This is a genomic window from Shimwellia blattae DSM 4481 = NBRC 105725 (assembly GCF_000262305.1).
GTDB lineage: Bacteria > Pseudomonadota > Gammaproteobacteria > Enterobacterales > Enterobacteriaceae > Shimwellia > Shimwellia blattae.
Genome location: NC_017910.1, coordinates 3804519 through 3823231 on the forward strand (window position 1 = coordinate 3804519; position 18713 = coordinate 3823231).

At 58.4% G+C, this 18713-nt stretch carries 14 protein-coding genes and 1 riboswitch; of the genes, 7 read left to right on the forward strand and 7 right to left on the reverse strand.

All coding sequences use genetic code 11. From position 1 onward, the window contains the following. A complete protein-coding gene (gene malG / locus EBL_RS17820) occupies positions 1-891 on the forward strand; it encodes a maltose ABC transporter permease MalG (protein ID WP_002445232.1) in 891 nt (296 codons plus the stop codon). A gap of 770 nt (positions 892-1661) precedes the next feature. Here malG and psiE read toward each other — a convergent pair. Together psiE and pgi are read right to left on the reverse strand one after the other, a co-directional pair. Beyond that, positions 1662-2075, reverse strand: coding sequence for a phosphate-starvation-inducible protein PsiE (gene psiE, locus EBL_RS17825; RefSeq protein ID WP_002445406.1), 414 nt, complete (start codon positions 2073-2075; stop codon positions 1662-1664). Between the two features lie 119 nt (positions 2076-2194). Continuing rightward, positions 2195-3844, reverse strand: a complete 1650-nt coding sequence (gene pgi / locus EBL_RS17830; RefSeq protein ID WP_002445407.1) for a glucose-6-phosphate isomerase — start codon at positions 3842-3844, stop codon at positions 2195-2197. A 194-nt stretch (positions 3845-4038) separates the two neighbouring features. Then, a riboswitch (Lysine riboswitch) is annotated at positions 4039-4272 on the forward strand. Positions 4273-4379: 107 nt separating this feature from the next. On the opposite strand from pgi, the gene lysC reads away from it, so the two are divergent. The 3 genes from lysC (at position 4380) to EBL_RS17845 (ending at position 7219) form a co-directional block, all read left to right on the forward strand. After that, positions 4380-5744 (forward strand): lysine-sensitive aspartokinase 3, encoded by a 1365-nt coding sequence (lysC, locus tag EBL_RS17835; protein ID WP_002445409.1) that lies wholly within the window; start codon positions 4380-4382, stop codon positions 5742-5744. Between the two features lie 158 nt (positions 5745-5902). Beyond that, the gene (gene panS, locus EBL_RS17840) at positions 5903-6856 is read left to right on the forward strand and encodes a ketopantoate/pantoate/pantothenate transporter PanS (protein WP_002445411.1); all 954 of its coding nucleotides are present in this window, start codon (positions 5903-5905) and stop codon (positions 6854-6856) included. Between the two features lie 84 nt (positions 6857-6940). Next, positions 6941-7219, forward strand: a complete 279-nt coding sequence (locus EBL_RS17845; RefSeq protein WP_002445414.1) for a YjbD family protein — start codon at positions 6941-6943, stop codon at positions 7217-7219. A gap of 10 nt (positions 7220-7229) precedes the next feature. Here the strand turns inward: EBL_RS17845 and rluF are convergent, their stop codons facing one another. Beyond that, positions 7230-8126 (reverse strand): 23S rRNA pseudouridine(2604) synthase RluF, encoded by an 897-nt coding sequence (gene rluF, locus EBL_RS17850; RefSeq protein WP_002445417.1) that lies wholly within the window; start codon positions 8124-8126, stop codon positions 7230-7232. A 252-nt stretch (positions 8127-8378) separates the two neighbouring features. Between rluF and EBL_RS17855 the strand changes: the two genes are divergently transcribed. Further along, positions 8379-8711, forward strand: coding sequence for a type II toxin-antitoxin system RelE/ParE family toxin (locus EBL_RS17855; RefSeq protein ID WP_002445419.1), 333 nt, complete (start codon positions 8379-8381; stop codon positions 8709-8711). Beyond that, entirely contained in the window at positions 8689-8976 is a 288-nt protein-coding gene (locus EBL_RS17860) for an addiction module antidote protein (protein ID WP_002445421.1), read from the forward strand. The genes EBL_RS17855 and EBL_RS17860 overlap by 23 nt, the downstream gene beginning before the upstream one ends. Before the next feature lie 23 nt (positions 8977-8999). On the opposite strand, the gene EBL_RS17865 is transcribed toward EBL_RS17860, so the two are convergent. Together EBL_RS17865 and metH are read right to left on the reverse strand one after the other, a co-directional pair. Next, complete coding sequence (locus EBL_RS17865; protein ID WP_002445423.1) at positions 9000-10634, reverse strand: Na/Pi cotransporter family protein; 1635 nt, start codon at positions 10632-10634, stop codon at positions 9000-9002. 244 nt (positions 10635-10878) lie between these two features. Then, a complete protein-coding gene (metH, locus tag EBL_RS17870; protein ID WP_002445425.1) occupies positions 10879-14562 on the reverse strand; it encodes a methionine synthase in 3684 nt (1227 codons plus the stop codon). 187 nt (positions 14563-14749) lie between these two features. Between metH and iclR the strand changes: the two genes are divergently transcribed. Further along, positions 14750-15583, forward strand: a complete 834-nt coding sequence (iclR, locus tag EBL_RS17875; protein ID WP_002445427.1) for a glyoxylate bypass operon transcriptional repressor IclR — start codon at positions 14750-14752, stop codon at positions 15581-15583. Here iclR and aceK read toward each other — a convergent pair. After that, positions 15534-17318 carry a bifunctional isocitrate dehydrogenase kinase/phosphatase gene (aceK, locus tag EBL_RS17880; RefSeq protein WP_002445429.1) on the reverse strand — a complete coding sequence of 595 codons (1785 nt, stop codon included), beginning with the start codon at positions 17316-17318 and terminating at the stop codon, positions 15534-15536. The two genes, iclR and aceK, sit on opposite strands and share 50 nt — an antisense overlap. A gap of 64 nt (positions 17319-17382) precedes the next feature. Next, positions 17383-18690: an isocitrate lyase gene (aceA, locus tag EBL_RS17885; protein WP_002445430.1), complete on the reverse strand. Its 1308-nt coding sequence runs from the start codon at positions 18688-18690 to the stop codon at positions 17383-17385. Positions 18691-18713 lie beyond the last annotated feature (23 nt).

An 18713-nucleotide genomic window follows, 5' to 3' on the forward strand; every position in this document is an offset into this window, starting at 1 on the left:
ATGGCTATGGTTCAACCCAAATCACAGAAAATGCGCCTGTTTATCACGCATCTGTTATTGCTGTTGTTTATCGCGGCAATTATGTTCCCGCTGCTGATGGTGGTGACCATCTCGCTGCGCCCGGGAAACTTCGCCACCGGCAGCATTATTCCTGATCAGATCTCCTGGGAGCACTGGCGCCTGGCGCTGGGCTTCAGTGTGGAGCATGCCGATGGCCGGGTCACCCCGCCCCCCTTCCCGGTGCTGCTGTGGCTGTGGAACTCGGTGAAAATCGCCGGGATCACCGCCATCGGGATTGTGGCGCTCTCTACCACCTGCGCTTACGCCTTCGCCCGGATGCGCTTTCCGGGTAAGGCCACCTTGCTCAGGGGGATGCTGATTTTCCAGATGTTCCCGGCGGTGCTCTCGCTGGTGGCCCTGTACGCGTTGTTTGACCGCCTTGGTCAGTACCTTCCGTTTATCGGCCTGAATACCCACGGCGGGGTGATTTTTGCCTACCTCGGGGGGATTGCGCTGCACGTGTGGACCATCAAAGGCTATTTTGAAACGATCGACAGCTCCCTGGAAGAGGCCGCCTCGCTGGACGGTGCCACCCCGTGGCAGGCGTTCCGCCTGGTACTGCTGCCGCTGTCGGTGCCTATTCTGGCGGTGGTGTTTATCCTGTCGTTTATTGCCGCCATTACCGAGGTGCCGGTGGCCTCTCTGCTGCTGCGCGATGTCAACAGCTACACCCTGGCGGTGGGCATGCAGCAGTATCTCAACCCGCAAAACTACCTGTGGGGCGATTTTGCCGCCGCCGCCGTGCTTTCGGCCATTCCGATCACCGCCGTATTCCTGCTGGCCCAGCGCTGGCTGGTGGGCGGCCTGACGGCGGGGGGCGTAAAAGGATAACTGGCTGCCACTGCTTGTTATAACCCAACGATTGGCTCTTACCCGTTAAGAGCATTTGGCGGCCTCCGGGCCGCTTTTTTTGGTTCATCGCGGGTTAGCGTGATATTGCCCAAACGGTGATTTGTGAGAATAGCGATTCGCAGGCGCTTCAGGCATTGTGCCGGGATCTGGTCTATGTACGTTTAGTGAAAAGGTTCCGCTCCCCGACCTCCGGTATTTCTTTTACGCGGGACTGGAAAACCCCTGCGGTAAAACAAAACAGTTTCAGCGGCTGAAATGCCGCTGAATGTCAGTTAATGGCCGCGAGGGTGTTAAATCCCCGCATAAAGGCAATCGGCGAAAACGCAGGTGCGGCTCAAGGACTGGCTGCCAGGATGGCAGCCAGAAGGAAGGTTGAGGCATGGATGCCGCATAACATTGTCAGGAACAATGTTAAACAGCGCTTGCGCTGGCCCCGGAGGGGTGAGCCTCATGGATGAGGCGAATAATCCTGACTGGTCCGCCAGAGCAAGCCGGAGTTGCAGCGAACCGCGCAGCGGCGATTGACCGCGGGCCGGCGAGGTCTCCAGGAGGGGGCCGGCCCCCCCTCCTGGAACGCGACCAGGTTCCGCACACAACATATGAGTGCCCATCGTCGGGGAGCGGAACCCGTTCACCGGGCGTTCATATGTCCGAATCTGAAGCGGGCGAGAATCGCTATTCTCACAAATCACCTTTTGGGAAAAGGCTTCAGCCGCCACGCTTAAATGCAATGAACTTTTTTATCGTGATTATTCCCGCTTCAGGCGCTTGCTGTTACAGATCCACAGCGTGATAACCAGCAGCAGAATCGCCCCGGAATAGATAAGCACATCCAGCGGGGCGCTGTGGTCGATGATAATCAGCCGCACAATGGCGGTAATGCCGATATAGACAAAATAGCGCAGCGGAAAGTGAAAACCGGACTGGAAATACTTCACAATCAGGGCGATAAATTCGAAGTAGAGGAAATAGATAACCAGCCCTTCCACCAGCTGGTACTTACTGGCCTGCTCACCGGGCGTAAACAGCACATCCGCCAGGTGTAGCGTCTCTTTGCCGAGGAAAATCACCAGAATCAGCGCCAGCGCTGCCAGGCCGATATTCAGTACAGACTGCAAAATGGTAGAGACCAGCTCCACCCTCGGGCGGGATATCGACGTCATACAGCACCTCATGCTCAGGGGGTGAGCCTTCTGTATACGTCAAAAATGTGATCCATATCTACATTTTTTACACAAACAACAAACAGCGCCACCCAACGGGCAGCGCTGAAATAGCCTAATCAGGCACGCCAGGATTTATAGCGGTTGATAAGCCCGTTGGTTGAACTGTCGTGGCTGGCGATGGTTTTATCGTCCTGCAATTCAGGCAGGATGCGGTTTGCCAGCTGTTTACCCAGCTCAACCCCCCACTGGTCGAAGGTGAAGATATTCAGAATCGCCCCCTGGGTGAAGATTTTATGCTCATAGAGCGCAATCAGCGCCCCGAGGCTGAACGGGGTTATCTCACGCAGCAGAATGGAGTTGGTCGGGCGGTTGCCTTCAAAGACCTTAAACGGCACCACGTTACCCAGCTGGGCCGGATCTTTACCCTGATCGCGAAACTCCTGCTCAACCACGTCCCGGGACTTCCCGAAGGCCAGTGCTTCGGTCTGGGCAAAGAAGTTAGACAGCAGTTTCGGGTGGTGATCGGTAAGCGGGTTGTGGCTGATGGCCGGGGCGATAAAGTCGCACGGCACCAGTTTGGTCCCCTGGTGGATAAGCTGGTAGAAGGCATGCTGGCCGTTGGTGCCCGGCTCACCCCAGATAACCGGCCCGGTCTGGTAATCCACTTTGTGGCCATTACGGTCAACGTATTTACCGTTAGACTCCATATTGCCCTGCTGGAAGTAGGCCGCAAAGCGGTGCATATACTGATCGTAGGGCAGAATCGCTTCAGTTTCCGCACCAAAGAAATTGTTGTACCAGATGCCAATCAGCGCCAGCAGTACCGGCAGGTTTTGCTCAGCCGGGGTGTGGGCGAAATGCTGGTCCATGGCGTGAGCGCCGCTCAGCAGCTGCACGAAGTTGTCATAACCCACGGAGAGCACAATGGAGAGCCCGATAGCGGACCACAGAGAGTAACGCCCCCCGACCCAGTCCCAGAACTCAAACATATTGGCGGTATCAATGCCGAACTCGCTCACCGCTTTGCCGTTGGTGGACAGGGCCGCAAAGTGCTTAGCCACATGTTTTGCATCACCGGCAGAGGCCAGGAACCAGTCACGGGCGCTGTGAGCGTTGGTCATGGTTTCCTGGGTGGTAAAGGTTTTGGAGGCCACCAGGAACAGGGTGGTTTCCGGGTTAAGGGTTTTCAGGGTTTCAGCAATATGCGTACCATCCACGTTAGAGACAAAGTGCATGGTCAGGTGGTTTTTATAAGGGCGCAGCGCTTCGGTTGCCATAAACGGCCCGAGATCAGAGCCGCCAATCCCGATATTTACCACGTCGGTAATGGCCTTGCCGGTGTAGCCCTTCCAGCTGCCGCTGATAATCGCCTCAGAGAAGTGTTTCATCTTCTCCAGCACCGCGTTGACTTCCGGCATCACATCTTTGCCGTCGACCACAATCGGTGTATTGCTACGGTTACGCAATGCCACATGTAACACGGCGCGATCTTCGGTACGGTTGATCTTTTCACCGGAGAACATCGACTTAATTGCCCCGCTAAGATCCGTCTCTTTCGCCAGGTCCTGCAGTTTCGCCAGCGTCTCTTCGGTGATACGGTTTTTGGAGAAGTCGACCAGCATCAGATCGTCGAAGGTGGCGGAGAACTTACTGAAACGATCCGCGTCCTGCGCAAACAGGTCAGCGATTTTTACCTCTTTCATTTCAGCGTAATGTTTCTGGAGCGCCTGCCATGCGGCAGTCTGGGTTGGGTTGATGTTTTTCATAGCAATACTCTTGTAAATTGAGAATTGTAACCGGACTCGATTGTAGCGCCCCTGCTCCCGGTTGTGAGGATTTTTATGCCATTTCCCGGAAATTGCGCCCCGGCGACCGGCCAGTTTAGCGACTGAGCGAAGCGGCGATATTGACAACCGTCTCATTCCGAATTATCTCTGTACCCCTACTTATACAAATTGTGTAAGCCAGAAGAGGCGCGTCGCCCAGGTACTGTGCCCGAGGAGCCCATCCCGGGACGGCACAGAAGGGGGAGCGGCGCCGAGGTAAACTGCCACGGGCGCGGCAGGCTATCGGCTGCAGGGGCTGAATCCCCTGGGCTGTCACCAGAAATGTTCGGCAGTCGGACATTTCATACCCCGGCAACCGGTTAAGACCGGCGGCTCCGGGGTATACAAGGTGGGGCGCTTCTGGGTGTACCGTAGCCGTTCGCGCTCTACGTCTGCCCCCTGTTTTCCGCTCTTCCCTTGTGCCAAGGCTGAAAATGAATGCCATCCCAAATGGCTCCCCTGACACGAGGTTGTTATGACCAACACACATTCACGTACCGTAGTTGCCAAATTTGGCGGGACCAGTGTTGCTGACTATGAGGCCATGAGCCACAGCGCTGACATTGTATTATCTGACTCACACGTGCGCCTGGTGGTGCTGTCTGCCTCGGCGGGGATCACCAATTATCTGGTGGCGCTGGCCGCAGGGCTGGACGCCGCCGAGCGTGAGGTAAAGCTCGACGCTATCCGCCATATTCAGCACCGTATTCTGGCGCGCCTGCAAAACCCGACCGTGATCCGCGAAGAGGTCGACCGGCTGCTGGATAATATCGCCACCCTGGCCGAGGCCGCCGCCCTGGCAACCTCTGCGGCATTAACCGACGAGCTGGTCAGCCACGGGGAGTTAATCTCCACACTGCTGTTCGTGGAAGTGCTGCGCGAGCGCGGGGTAAACGCCCAGTGGTTTGATGTGCGCAAAGTGATGCGCACCAGCGACCGCTTTGGCCGCGCCGAGCCGGATCTGGCTGCCCTGTCGGTACTGGCCCAACAACAGCTGGCCCCGCGCATGGCGGAGTCTCTGGTGATCACTCAGGGCTTTATTGGCTGCGAGGACAAAGGCCGCACCACCACGCTCGGGCGCGGGGGCAGCGACTACACCGCCGCCCTGCTGGGCGAGGCGCTGAGCACTGACCGGGTCGATATCTGGACCGATGTCACCGGCATTTTCACCACCGATCCGCGCATTGTTCCGGCGGCGAAACGCATTGATGAGATTGGCTTTGAAGAGGCGGCAGAAATGGCCACCTTCGGGGCTAAAGTGCTGCACCCGGCCACCCTGTTACCGGCAGTACGCAGCAATATTCCGGTGTTTGTGGGCTCCAGCCGCACCCCGGCCGATGGCGGCACCCTGGTGTGCGCCTCTACCGAAAATCCGCCGCTGTTTCGCGCCCTGGCGCTGCGCCGTAACCAGACCCTGCTCACCCTGCACAGCCTGAATATGCTGCACGCCCGCGGCTTCCTGGCGGAGGTGTTTGGCATTCTGGCGCGCCACAGTATTTCTGTGGATCTGATTACCACATCAGAAGTGAGCGTGGCGCTGACGCTCGACACCACCGGCTCAACCGCCGTGGGCGATACCTTGCTGACCCAGAGCCTGCTGACGGAGCTCTCTTCCCTGTGCCGGGTCGAGGTGGAAGAAGGGCTCGCGCTGGTGGCGCTTATCGGCAATAACCTATCCCGCGCCAGCGGTGTCGGCAAAGAGGTGTTTGGCGTGCTGGAGCCGTTTAATATCCGGATGATTTGCTACGGCGCCTCCAGCCACAACCTCTGCTTCCTGGTGCCCGGCACCGAGGCAGAAAACGTGGTCAGTAAGCTGCACCGTAATCTGTTCGAGCAATAATCCCCCCGGGGCAGGCCGCCGGTCTGCCCCGTCCGTTTTGCCCCCTCCCGGCACGATGGCATTGAATAATTTTTCTGCACACGATAAACAGTAGTGAGAGCCAGGACGACACTGGCCGGAATAACCAACACAACACTATCATCTGCAAGGAAACTATCATGCTCGCCACCTTTACCCGGCTGTTCCCTGCCTGGGCGCTGCTGCTCTCTGTGATTGCCTGGTCCACCCCCGCCCCTTTTGCCGCCATCAGCCCCTGGATAAGCCCCCTGCTGATGCTGGTGATGTTCGCAATGGGGGTGCATTTGCGGCTCAGCGATTTTAAACGGGTGCTGTCGCGCCCGGCACCGGTCGCGGCCGGTATCTTCCTTCACTACCTGGTGATGCCGCTGGCGGCCTGGGTGCTGGCGCTGGCCTTTAAGATGCCCCCGGATCTCAGTGCCGGGATGGTACTGGTGGGCAGTGTGGCCAGCGGTACAGCCTCTAACGTGATGATTTACCTGGCCCGGGGCGATGTGGCGCTCTCGGTGACGATCTCCTCCATATCCACGCTGGTGGGCGTGGTGGCGACCCCGCTGCTCACCCGGCTGTATGTCGATGCCCATATCCAGGTTGATGTCTGGGGAATGCTGCTGAGCATTCTGCAAATTGTGGTGATCCCTATTGCCCTTGGGCTGGTGATTCACCATCTGTTCCCGCGCCTGGTGAACACCCTGGAGCCCGGGTTACCGGCATTCTCCATGCTGTGTATTCTCGCGATTATCAGTGCGGTGGTGGCAGGCAGCGCCGGTCATATTGCCGCGGTGGGCCCGGTGGTGATTGTGGCGGTGATCCTGCATAACGCGATTGGTCTGCTGGGGGGCTACTGGGGCGGGCGGCTCTTCGGGTTTGATGAGTCAACCTGCCGGACGCTGGCCATTGAGGTGGGGATGCAAAACTCCGGGCTTGCGGCTGCGCTGGGGAAAATTTACTTCTCTCCGCTGGCGGCTCTGCCCGGTGCGCTGTTTTCTGTGTGGCACAACTTGTCCGGCTCCCTGCTGGCGGGTTACTGGTCCGGGAAACCGGCGGGCAAAGAACCGGCCTGCCCGGTAAAATCTCAGCCCCGTAACGGCTAAGCGGCGTTTTTATGGGGTTAACGGCGGTGCTGGCGGCCATATTGCCGTACACTGCGGTTACCCCCACTTGAGCGAGGCCCGCCGATGGCACTTGAACGTATTACCCAAAAAGAGATGACCGACGCCGAACAGCGCGAACTGAAAACCCTGCTTGACCGTGAGCGGATAGCCCACGGCAGAACCCTGACCAATAGCGAAGCCAACCGGGTCAAAAAAGAGTATATCGACAAGCTGATGATTCAGCGCGAAGCCGACGCCAGAAAAGCCCGCCAGGCAAAGAAAAAGCAGGCCTATAAACCCGATGCCAGCAGCACCTTTTCCTGGTCTGCCAGCACCTCAACGGCGAACCGCGGCAGGCGCTAGCAGCGGCGGATTAACGGCCTTTTTTCTTACGTCCCGGCTGGGTAAAGCGCTTGCCCGAGCCGCCGGGGCGGCCCTGTGTTGCCGGTTGCCCGGCTTTACGGGCCGGTCTGGCGCTGGCGGTGCCTGTGCTTTTCGCCGCGGCCGTTTTGGGTTTCGCCTTCGGTCTGGACTTTGCCCGGGATTCCGATGACGAATTCTCAATCCGTTTAAATATATCGCTGAGCTCGTCCGGCGTCAGATCGCGCCACTCCCCGGGGGGGATGCCGTTCAGGCTGACGTTCATAATCCGGGTGCGCTCAAGCCTTGTAACCTCAAAACCGAAATATTCGCACATGCGGCGGATCTGGCGGTTCAGCCCCTGAACCAGGGTAATGCGGAACGAAGAGGGCCCCGCTTTCTCTACCCGGCACTTTTTGGTCACGGTTCCGAGGATCGGCACACCGGCCCCCATGGCGCGAATGAAATCGTCCGTTACCGGTTTATTGACGGTAACCAGATACTCTTTTTCATGGTCGTTACCGGCGCGCAGGATCTTATTGACCAGATCCCCGTGGTTGGTCAGGAAAATCAGCCCGTTCGAGTCTTTATCCAGCCGCCCGATGGGGAAAATACGCTGGCTGTGATTCACGAAGTCCACAATATTGTCTTTCTCACCACTTTCCGTGGTGCTGACAATACCCACCGGTTTATTCAGCGCGATAAACACCAGATCGTCGGCATCGCGGGGCTCTATCAGACGGCCGTTAACCTTGACGGTATCCCCGGGGGCCACCTGATCGCCGATGGTCGCGCGTTTGCCGTTAATAAAAACATTGCCCTGCTCGATGTAACGATCAGCCTCGCGGCGCGAGCAAATTCCGCTCTCGCTGATGTATTTGTTTAAACGGGTTGTTGGTGTGGACAGCATAGTTTCTCCTGTAAAGGCGAAATATACCGTTAATTGTCCATTAATGGCGATACTTCTGACGTTTTTTTATGATTATCACCGGCTCAGTAAAAAAACAGGCCGTAAATCAATATTTCTCCCGTAAGCGCAATTTTGCGTGCCCTTTTCAGGCTTTGCGCGCTCAGCCTTTGCCCACTACCTGCTCCTCAGTATGTTCATTTTTTAAACTTGAAAACACAATAAATGTATTTTATAAAATACAAGGAGCCTGTAGTGAAAACACTCTTACAGACAGACGCCTTCCGGCGCTGGGAGGGGAAGCTCAGAGATAACCGGGCCAGAACACTGATAGCCGCCCGGTTATTCCGGCTGGCAAATGGTATTGGCGGGGATATCCAGCCTGTAGGGCATGGGATCTATGAACTCAGGATCCACTACGGCCCGGGATACCGCATCTACGTTAAACCCACCGGCAGCAGTATTATCATCCTGCTGTGTGGTGGAGATAAAACCACACAACGGCACGATATTGCCATGGCGTACCACCAGGCCCGGCGCCGGGCCACAGAACAGGAGCACAATGATGACCAGACTGACCCATTATGATCCGGCCGATGCGCTGGTGAATCCTCAGGAAATTGCCGCATTTATGGCTGATGCGCTGGCCACCGGAGATGCCGCCTACATTGCCCGGGCCCTGGGCGTGGTCGCCCGCTCAAAAGGCATGACAAAAATAGCCGCGCAGACCGGGCTATCCCGGGAGCAGCTGTATCGCTCTTTCAGCGACCAGGGCAACCCCACCCTGAAAAGCACCCTGGCGGTGCTGAACGCCCTGGGGATCCAGCTGACTGTAAAACCGGCAGCCCCCTGAGGAGCGCCGGTAACTGGCGGGCATTATCCGTCGGCTTCGCGCTCGTCGTCGTCATCGGGCTGCTCCAGCACGCTGTAAGCCACAGCGCAGAACAGCGAGTTCAGGCGCTTCATATCCCCCAGTAGCCCCAGGTGCAGGGAGCTGGTTTCAATACTCTGCACGTTCTGCTGATGCAGCCGGTCCACATGGGCATGGGAGTAGCGGCGGTTCATAATCCGAAAGCGGTGCTTGCTGCGCCGCAGGCGCCGCGCGCTGGGCACATCACCGGAGAAGAACACCGACATGGCCAGTTGTAAATTGCTCAGCAGTTGCTCATAGAGCACATCCAGCTCTTTTAGCCCCTCAACCGAGAAGGCCCGCCGCGCCGCGAGAGATTTATCTGCAATTTCACTGCCCATGCGCTCAACAATATCGGAAGCCTGCTCAAGGTTAAGCGACATCTCAATAATCTCTGCCCAGCGCCGGGACTCTTCCTCCGCCAGCTCATCTTTGGGCATACGCGCCAGATAGAGCTTAATGGCGGTGTACAGCACGTTAATATCTTCCGCCTGCTTGCGCAGCACCTTCTCCTGGCGCGGCTCGCCGTGCATGATTTTATACAGCCCGTCGAGCATCTGCTCGGTCGTATCCCCGATGCGCAGCGTCTCCCGGGCGGCGTTAGCCAGCCCCAGTGCCGGGGTATCCAGCGCGGAGGGGTCCAGATATTTAGGTTTCAGGCTATCGTCCAGTTCTGGGGGCTCCTGAATCACCCGGCGGCAAAAGCGCGCCATCGGCTCCGCGAAGGGCACCATCACAATGCAGCGGATCAGGTTATAGAAGACGTGGAAATAGATAACCAGCTCTGATTCCGGCAGGGCAATGTTATGCAGCGCCCTGCCTATCAGGTGGATAAACGGCAGGATAGCCAGGCTGCCCACCAGCTTAAACAGCAGGCTGCCCAGCGCAACGCGCCGGGCGGCGGCATTGGCGGTGCTGTTATTCAGCATGGCCAGCAGGCCAGAGCCCAGGTTCGCGCCGATAACCAGGCACAGCGCCACATCAAAAGAGATAACCCCGGTTGCGTTAAGGGTTGCGGTCAGCAATACGGCGGCCAGGCTGGAGTAACTGATCACGGCAAACACGGCGCCTATCAGCGCATCGAGCATGATATCGCCGGTCAGTGAGGCGAAAATCACTTTGACGCCAGAGGCCTGGGTTATCGGGGTGGCCGCCTGCACTATCAGCTCCAGCGCCAGCAGAATCAGCCCGAGGCCAATCCCCACGCGCCCCAGTTGCCCTGCCCGGGTCTGGCGCCGGCCAAGGAAAAAAATCACCCCGATAAAGATCAACAGCGGCGACAGCCAGGACAGGTCAAACGTCAGCACCCGCGCCATCAGCGCGGTCCCCACATCCGCCCCGAGGACAATCACCAGCGCCGGGGTCAGCGCCACCAGATCCTGGGCCACAAACGAGGTCACCAGCATGGTGGTGGCGTTGCTGCTCTGCACCAGCGCCGTTACGCCGATACCGGCACAAAACGCGAGCGGTTTTTTTTCCACACTCTGGCTCAGCACACTGCGCAGCCGGGCGCCAAAAACACGCATCACTCCGGTGCGCACGATATGCGTTCCCCAAACCAGCAGTGATACAGCCGAAAGCAGGTGTAATAGGGTTAGCACACGTACTCCTTATTCTTTCAATGTCCCTGAACCAACAACCATACCCGTCTGATACGCAGAATACGGTAAGAAACGGGCTAAAGCGATGACATATAAGTCACAAATAATTAACCATTAACCTGAATTATAAGGGGCAGAACAAAAGAACGGGTCAGCTAAAGGAGCGCAACTGCGCCCCACGGCAGAAAATATGACGGATTTGTGACAGCACCGCCAGTGCGGCGGTGCCGGTGACCCTCAGCGATTAATCGGCATCATACCCCAGGTTGGGCGCCAGCCAGCGCTCGGCCTCTGCGAGGCTCATGCCTTTGCGCCGGGCATAGTCTTCCACCTGATCGCGCTGGATCTGCGCCACGGCGAAATACTTGCTTTCCGGGTGGCTGAAGTACCAGCCAGATACCGACGCCCCCGGCCACATGGCGCAGGATTCGGTCAGCTTCATCCCGATGCGGGCTTCCACGTCGAGCAGTTTCCAGATGGTTTCCTTCTCGGTATGTTCCGGGCAGGCCGGGTAGCCCGGTGCCGGGCGGATCCCCTGGTAATTCTCGCGGATCAGCGCCTCATTGCTGAGGTTTTCCGTTGGCGCATACCCCCAGTACACCTTACGCACCCGCTCATGCAGGTATTCGGCAAAGGCTTCCGCCAGCCGGTCCGCCACCGATTTGACCATGATTTTGTTGTAGTCATCGTGCCGGGCTTCATAGGCGTCTGCCAGCGCGTCTTCCTCAAGCCCGCCTGTCACCGCAAAGGCGCCGATATAGTCCGCTTTGCGGGTGTGGCGCGGGGCGACAAAATCCGCCAGACAGTAGTTCGCGTAGCCGACTTTTTCGGTCTGCTGGCGCAGATGGTGGCCGACCGCCAGCACCCGGGTACGGGTCTCATCCTGGTAGATCTCCACATCATCCCCGACCCGGTTGGCCGGGAACAGCCCCACCACGCCACGCGGGTTGAGGGCTTTGGTTTCGCTGAGCATATCCAGCATGGCGTTGGCGTCGGCAAACAGCCGCTGAGCCTCTTCCCCGACCACTTCATCTTCCAGAATACGCGGGTACTTACCGGCCAGGGTCCAGGTCATAAAGAACGGGGTCCAGTCGATATAGTTACGCAGCGTCTCAATACTGGCGGTTACCTCCTGCACACCCAGACGGTGCGCCACCGGCGGGGTGTAGCTCTCCCAGTCAAAGGCAAAGTCGTTCTCCCGCGCGGCCTGCAGGGTAACCGGTGGCGTGCGGGGCTTTTTGCGCCCGTGCTGCGTGCGCACCGTTTCGTACTCTTTACGGGTGCGGGCAATAAAGTCATCCCGCTGGGTGGCGGACAACAGCGACGACACCACCCCCACCGTGCGCGAGGCATTCTGCACGTAGACCGTGGGGCCGCTGTAGTTCTGTTCAATTTTTACGGCCGTGTGGGCTTTGGAGGTGGTGGCCCCGCCAATCAGCAGCGGAATGGTAAAGCCCTGGCGCTCCATCTCTTTTGCCACATGGACCATTTCATCCAGCGACGGGGTGATAAGGCCGGAAAGCCCAATCAGATCGGCGTTTTCCTCCCGGGCGGTTTTGAGGATTTTCTCAGCCGGGACCATCACCCCGAGGTCGATAATTTCGTAGTTATTACACTGTAATACCACCCCGACGATATTTTTACCGATGTCATGCACATCGCCTTTTACCGTCGCAATCACCATTTTGCCGTTGCTCTGGCCTTTCTCTTTACTGGCCTCGATAAAGGGCTCCAGATACGCCACCGCCTGCTTCATTACCCGGGCGGATTTCACCACCTGGGGCAGGAACATTTTGCCCTCACCAAACAGGTCGCCCACCACGTTCATGCCGTCCATCAGCGGCCCTTCGATAACCTCAATCGGGCGGTCGGCCTGCTGGCGGGCCTCTTCGGTATCCTGCTCGATAAACTCGGTGATCCCTTTAACCAGCGAGTATTCCAGCCGTTTTTTCACCTCCCAGTTGCGCCATTCCGCCAGCTGGGTATTGGCGGCCTCGTCCGTTTTGCTGCCACGGTATTTTTCCGCCAGCGCCAGCAGGCGCTCAGTACCGTCGTCGCGGCGGTTGAGGATCACATCTTCAACCGCATCGCGCAGTTCGCCGGGGAGATCGTCATAAATCGCCAGTTGCCCGGCGTTCACGATCCCCATATCCATGCCGTTACGGATGGCGTAGTAGAGGAACACCGCGTGGATCGCCTCGCGCACCGGGTCATTGCCGCGAAACGAGAACGACACGTTAGACACACCGCCGGAAATCAGCGCATGGGGCAGATCGCGCTTGATGTCCTCACAGGCGCCGATGAAGTCCACCGCGTAGTTGTTATGCTCTTCAATCCCCGTGGCCACGGCAAAGATGTTCGGGTCAAAGATGATATCTTCCGGCGGGAAGCCCACTTCCCGGGTCAGGATGTTGTAAGCCCGGGTGCAAATCTCTCTTTTACGTTCCCGGGTATCCGCCTGGCCCTGCTCGTCAAAGGCCATGACGACCATGGCCGCACCGTAGCGGCGCACCCGCTTTGCGTGCTCTGTAAAGGCTTCGACGCCTTCTTTCATGGAGATGGAGTTAACGATGCCCTTCCCCTGGATGCACTTCAGCCCCTTTTCGATAACCTCCCATTTGGAGGAGTCGATCATAATCGGCACCCGGGCGATATCCGGCTCACCGGCAATCAGGTTCAGGAAGCGCACCATGGCGGCTTCTGCGTCCAGCATCCCTTCATCCATATTGATGTCGATGATCTGGGCGCCGTTTTCCACCTGCTGGCGGGCCACATCCAGCGCTTCGCTGTATTTCTCTTCTTTGATAAGCCGCTTAAATTTCGCGGAGCCGGTAACGTTGGTCCGCTCCCCCACGTTAACAAACAGGCTGTCCTCACCAATATTCAGCGGCTCCAGCCCGGACAGGCGGCAGGCCACCGGTAATACTGGCCGCTTACGGGGGGCGACCCCGGCCACGGCGCGGCTCATGGCGGCAATATGGGCCGGTGTGGTGCCGCAGCAGCCGCCAACGATATTCAGAAAGCCGGATTCCGCCCACTCTTTGACCTGGGCGGCCATGGTGTCGGCATCCAGATCGTATTCACCAAAGGCATTGGGCAGCCCGGCGTTGGGGTGGGCGCTCACGTAGCATTCGGCAATGCGCGACATCTCTGCCACGTACTGGCGCAGCTCATCCGGCCCCAGGGCGCAGTTAAGACCAAAGGAGAGCGCCCCCGCATGGCGTAAGGAGTTGTAGAACGCCTCAGTGGTCTGGCCGGACAGGGTGCGGCCGGAGGCGTCCGTAATGGTGCCGGAAATCATCACCGGCAGGGACTGGCCCAGCGCTTCAAATTCGGTTTCCACGGCAAAGATTGCCGCTTTGGCGTTCAGGGTGTCGAAGACGGTCTCAATCAGGATAAGATCTACCCCGCCTTCGACCAGCGCCCGGGTGGATTCCCGGTATGCAGCCACCAGCTGATCAAATGTGATATTCCGGTAGGCCGGGTCGTTCACATCCGGGGAGATAGACGCAGTGCGGTTGGTCGGGCCAAGCACCCCGGCCACATAGCGGGGTTTTTCCGGCTCCCGGGCGCTCCACGCGTCGGCACACTCCCGGGCCAGACGCGCAGCGGCGTAGTTAATCTCCGCCGACAGGGATTCCATCTGGTAATCCGCCATGGCGATAGTGGTAGAGTTAAAGGTATTGGTTTCAATGATGTCCGCGCCCGCCTCAAAATAGGCGTTGTGAATGGCGGTAATGATCTCAGGCTGGGTTAATACCAGCAGGTCGTTGTTGCCTTTCAGATCGCAGGGCCAGTCGGCAAACCGCTCCCCGCGAAACGCGCGCTCATCCAGACGATACCCCTGGATCATGGTGCCCATGCCACCGTCCAGGACCAAAATGCGTTGTGCCAGCTGCTGGTGCAGCTTTTCTGTTTTATTACTCACTGTCACTCCACTCTACCTGTCCACCCGGGCGAAAAGCCGGTTATCCATACTGGCATAAGTTAACAGGTGGTAAAAGCGACAAAAGGTGAGACATCTTCAGGATACTGCTCCTACCAGTGGCCGCCGGGTTGCATTATCGCCAAATAAAACGAAAATGATTTCCACGATACAGAAAAAGGAGTCTGTTATGGTCGCTGCCGTTCCCGTTAAACGCGGGAAGAAACCCCGCCCTGCCGCCGCCGCTGCCCCGCAATCTGCCGGGCAGGTGCAGTCTCTGACCCGTGGCTTAAAACTGCTGGAAGCGATTGCAGAATCCCACGGCAGCGTTGCGCTGACCGATCTGGCCCAGCAGGCCGGGCTGCCTAACTCCACCACCCACCGCCTGCTGACCACCATGCAGCAGCAGGGGTTTGTGCGCCAGGTGGGTGATCTGGGCCACTGGACCATTGGCGCCCACGCGTTTATTGTCGGCAGCAGTTTTCTGCAAAGCCGTAACCTGCTGGCGATTGTGCACCCTATTCTGCGCAGTGTGATGGAGGAGTCCGGCGAGACGGTCAACCTGGCGGTGCTGGATCACAGCGATCACGAAGCGATTATTGTCGATCAGGTGCAGTGTACCCAGCTGATGCGGATGTCGGCCCCGATCGGCGGTAAATTACCGATGCATGCCTCCGGGGCGGGTAAAGCCTTTCTGGCGCACCTGAGCGACGATCAGGTCTCCGGCCTGCTGCACCGTAAAGGGCTGCACGCCTATACGCACGCAACGCTGGTCTCACCGGTGCACCTTAAAGAGGACCTCGCCCAGATCCGCAAGCGCGGTTACTCTTTTGATGACGAAGAGCACGCCCTGGGGCTGCGCTGTATTGCGGCCTGTATCTTTGATGAGCACCACCTTCCGTTTGCGGCCATCTCCATTTCCGGGCCGGTCTCCCGCATTACCGATGATCGCGTCACCGAGCTTGGGGCGCTGGTTATCCGGGCGGCAAAAGAGGTAACGCTTGCCTGGGGCGGGGTTCGCTAGCCTCCGGGCGGCAGGCATAGCGGACACAAAACCGCTGCCTGCGCCGGTAGGCATAGACATCTTCAACGTGACCGTCGCGGATGCGCTGTTGCAGTGCCCGCCAGAAGCTGGCCCGGAACAGCTCTCCGTGCATCTCATCAAATAGCGGGGCCACCCGGGGATCGGCACACAGCCAGTGGCGAAACTCCTGCGGGAAGACATCTCCCGGCGCCACGCTGTACCAGGGCTCGCTGGCCAGTTCATCTTCCGGGTAGCGCGCTGGCGGAATATCCCGGAAGTTAACCTCGGTCATGTAGCTGATTTCGTCATAATCGTAGAACACCACCCGGCCATGACGGGTAACCCCGAAGTTTTTAAACAGCATATCCCCCGGGAAGATATTGGCCGCCGCCAGCTGGCGGATGGCATTGCCGTACTCTTCAATGGCATCGCGCCTCTGATCGGGGGAAGCCTGCTCAAGCCACAGATTGAGCGGCACCATCCGCCGCTCAATATACAAATGGCTGATTATTACCTGCTCTCCTGAAAAGCGCAGTTTTTCGGGAATGGTCTGCCGGAATAGCGCCAGCAGGGCCGGGCTGATTTGCCGCCGGTCGAGGGCAAAATTTTCAAACTCCTGAGTGTCGGCCATGCGCCCTACCCGGTCATGCTCTTTCACCAGCTGATAGCAGGCCCGCACATGGGCGGCGCTCATCTCTTTCTGGGGGGCGAAGTGGTCTTTGATAACCTTAAACACCCGGTCAAAGCCCGGCAGCGTGAACACCAGCATCACCATGCCGCGCACCCCGGGGGCTTCGATAAACTGCTCGTCGGTGTGGGCGATATAGTTGAGGTATTCCCGGTAAATTTCGGTCTTACCGTGCTTCTGGCAGCCGATAGCCATATACAGCTCGGCGGTGGTTTTCCCCGGCAGGATCTCCCGCAGCCACTCGACCGTGGCCGCCGGTAGCGGGGCATAGACCATAAAATAGGAGCGGGCAAAGCCGAATACGATACTGGCCTCTTCCGGGGTGGTCAGGCAGGTATCAATAAACAGTTCCCCGGCATCGCTGCGGTGTAGCGGCATCAGTAGCGGCAAAACCCCGGTGGGGGTGAACAGCTTTCCCACCAGCCAGGCGGCTTTGTTACGGTAGAACAGCTCACTGTATATCTGCAGGTGGCTGGTGTTCAGGCCCCGGGGGCCCAGCACCTCTTCCAGGTGGGCGATAATATACCCGATATCGCGGTCTTTATTTTGCCACGGCAGGCGCAGCGGCAGATCCGTCAGCAGGCGGTTGAGGGTCTGCGCCCAGTTATTGCCCGGGTAAAAATCTCTCGCTAACGGGCGGGTATGCTGCTGAGCATGGTGCGCCGGCTGGGAGCTGAAGATAAACAGCCGCTCCGGGGTCAGCGCTTTATGGTCAAATAACCGGCAATAGACTGAATTAAAAAAACTTTCCGCAATTTCAAAACGCGGATAGTCCGGCAGAAGCTGGGTGTAGTGGGCTTTTACCCGCAGCAGAAAGTCGCTGTCTGTGGCCTGGTCACGGGTCATGCAGCGCAGCTGCTCCGCCACCAGCCCCACATGGTGATCATAGAGGTGAATACGTTTTTTCATCGCCTGCTGGACGGCGTGCCAGTCAGCCTGCTCAAAGCGCTGCTGGGCACCGGCGGTCACCTCCAGAAAGCGGCCGTACTGGGCATCAAACCCCTGTAGTATGGTCTGGGCTATCAGCAACTCCCGCGTTCGCGACATCGCACCCCCACTGAATGACAGGCAAAAAAAAGCCCCATCCGGCAGCGCGGACGGGGCATGGTTATCAGAACTGGGATTCTTCCGTTGAGCCGGTTAATGCGGTAACCGAAGAGCTGCCCCCCTGAATAATGGTGGTGACTTTATCAAAGTAGCCGGTGCCCACCTCCTGCTGGTGCGACACAAACGTGTAGCCGTCGCCCGCCCGGGCGAACTCCGGCTGCTGGACCTTCTCAACGTAGTGGCGCATCCCCTCGCCCCGGGCGTAAGCATGGGCCAGATCAAACATGTTGAACCACATGCTGTGGATCCCCGCCAGGGTAATAAACTGGTATTTGTAGCCCATGTCGGACAGCTCCAGCTGGAAGCTGGCGATGGTTTTATCATCCAGATTTTTCTTCCAGTTAAACGACGGGGAGCAGTTATACGCCAGCAGTTTACCCGGGTAGCGGGCGTGGATAGCCTGCGCAAAGCGGCGCGCCAGGGCCAGATCCGGGGTGGAGGTTTCACACCACACCAGATCCGCATACGGGGCATATGCCAGCCCGCGGCTGATGGCCTGCTCGATCCCCGCATGGGTGCGGAAGAAGCCTTCGCTGGTGCGCTCCCCGGTAATAAAGGCGTGGTCGGCGGGGTCGCAATCGGAGGTGATCAAATCGGCCGCGTCGGCGTCTGTCCGGGCTATCAGCAGCGTTGGTACGCCGAGGACATCCGCCGCCAGGCGCGCGGCGACCAGCTTCTGGATAGCTTCCTGGGTCGGCACCAGTACCTTGCCACCCATATGGCCACATTTTTTCACGGAGGCCAGCTGATCTTCAAAATGCACCGCTGCGGCCCCGGCCTGGATCATCGCCTTCATCAGCTCAAAGGCATTCAGCACCCCGCCGAACCCGGCTTCAGCATCTGCCACGATCGGCAGGAAGTAGTCCGTAAAGCGCGGATCATTGCGATCAATGCCCGCAGACCACTGGATCTGATCCGCCCGCTGGAAGGTATTATTGATCCGCTCCACCACCGCCGGAACGGAGTTTGCCGGGTAGAGCGACTGATCCGGGTACATGCTGGCGGCCAGGTTGGCATCTGCCGCCACCTGCCAGCCGGAGAGGTAAATCGCCTCAATACCGGCTTTCGCCTGCTGTAACGCCTGGCCGCCGGTGAGCGCCCCGAGGCTGTTGATATACCCTTTTTTAGACTCACCATGCAGCAGGCGCCACATCTTCTCAGCCCCCAGCCGGGCCAGGGTGTATTCCGGATTGACAGAACCACGCAGTTTAACCACCTCTTCGGCACTGTAGGGGCGCCGGATCCCCTCCCAGCGTGGTTGTTTCCAGTCTTGTTCGAGTTGCTGAATTTGCTGAGTACGAGATGTTGTCATGGCAGATGCTCCGTTTTTGCCCG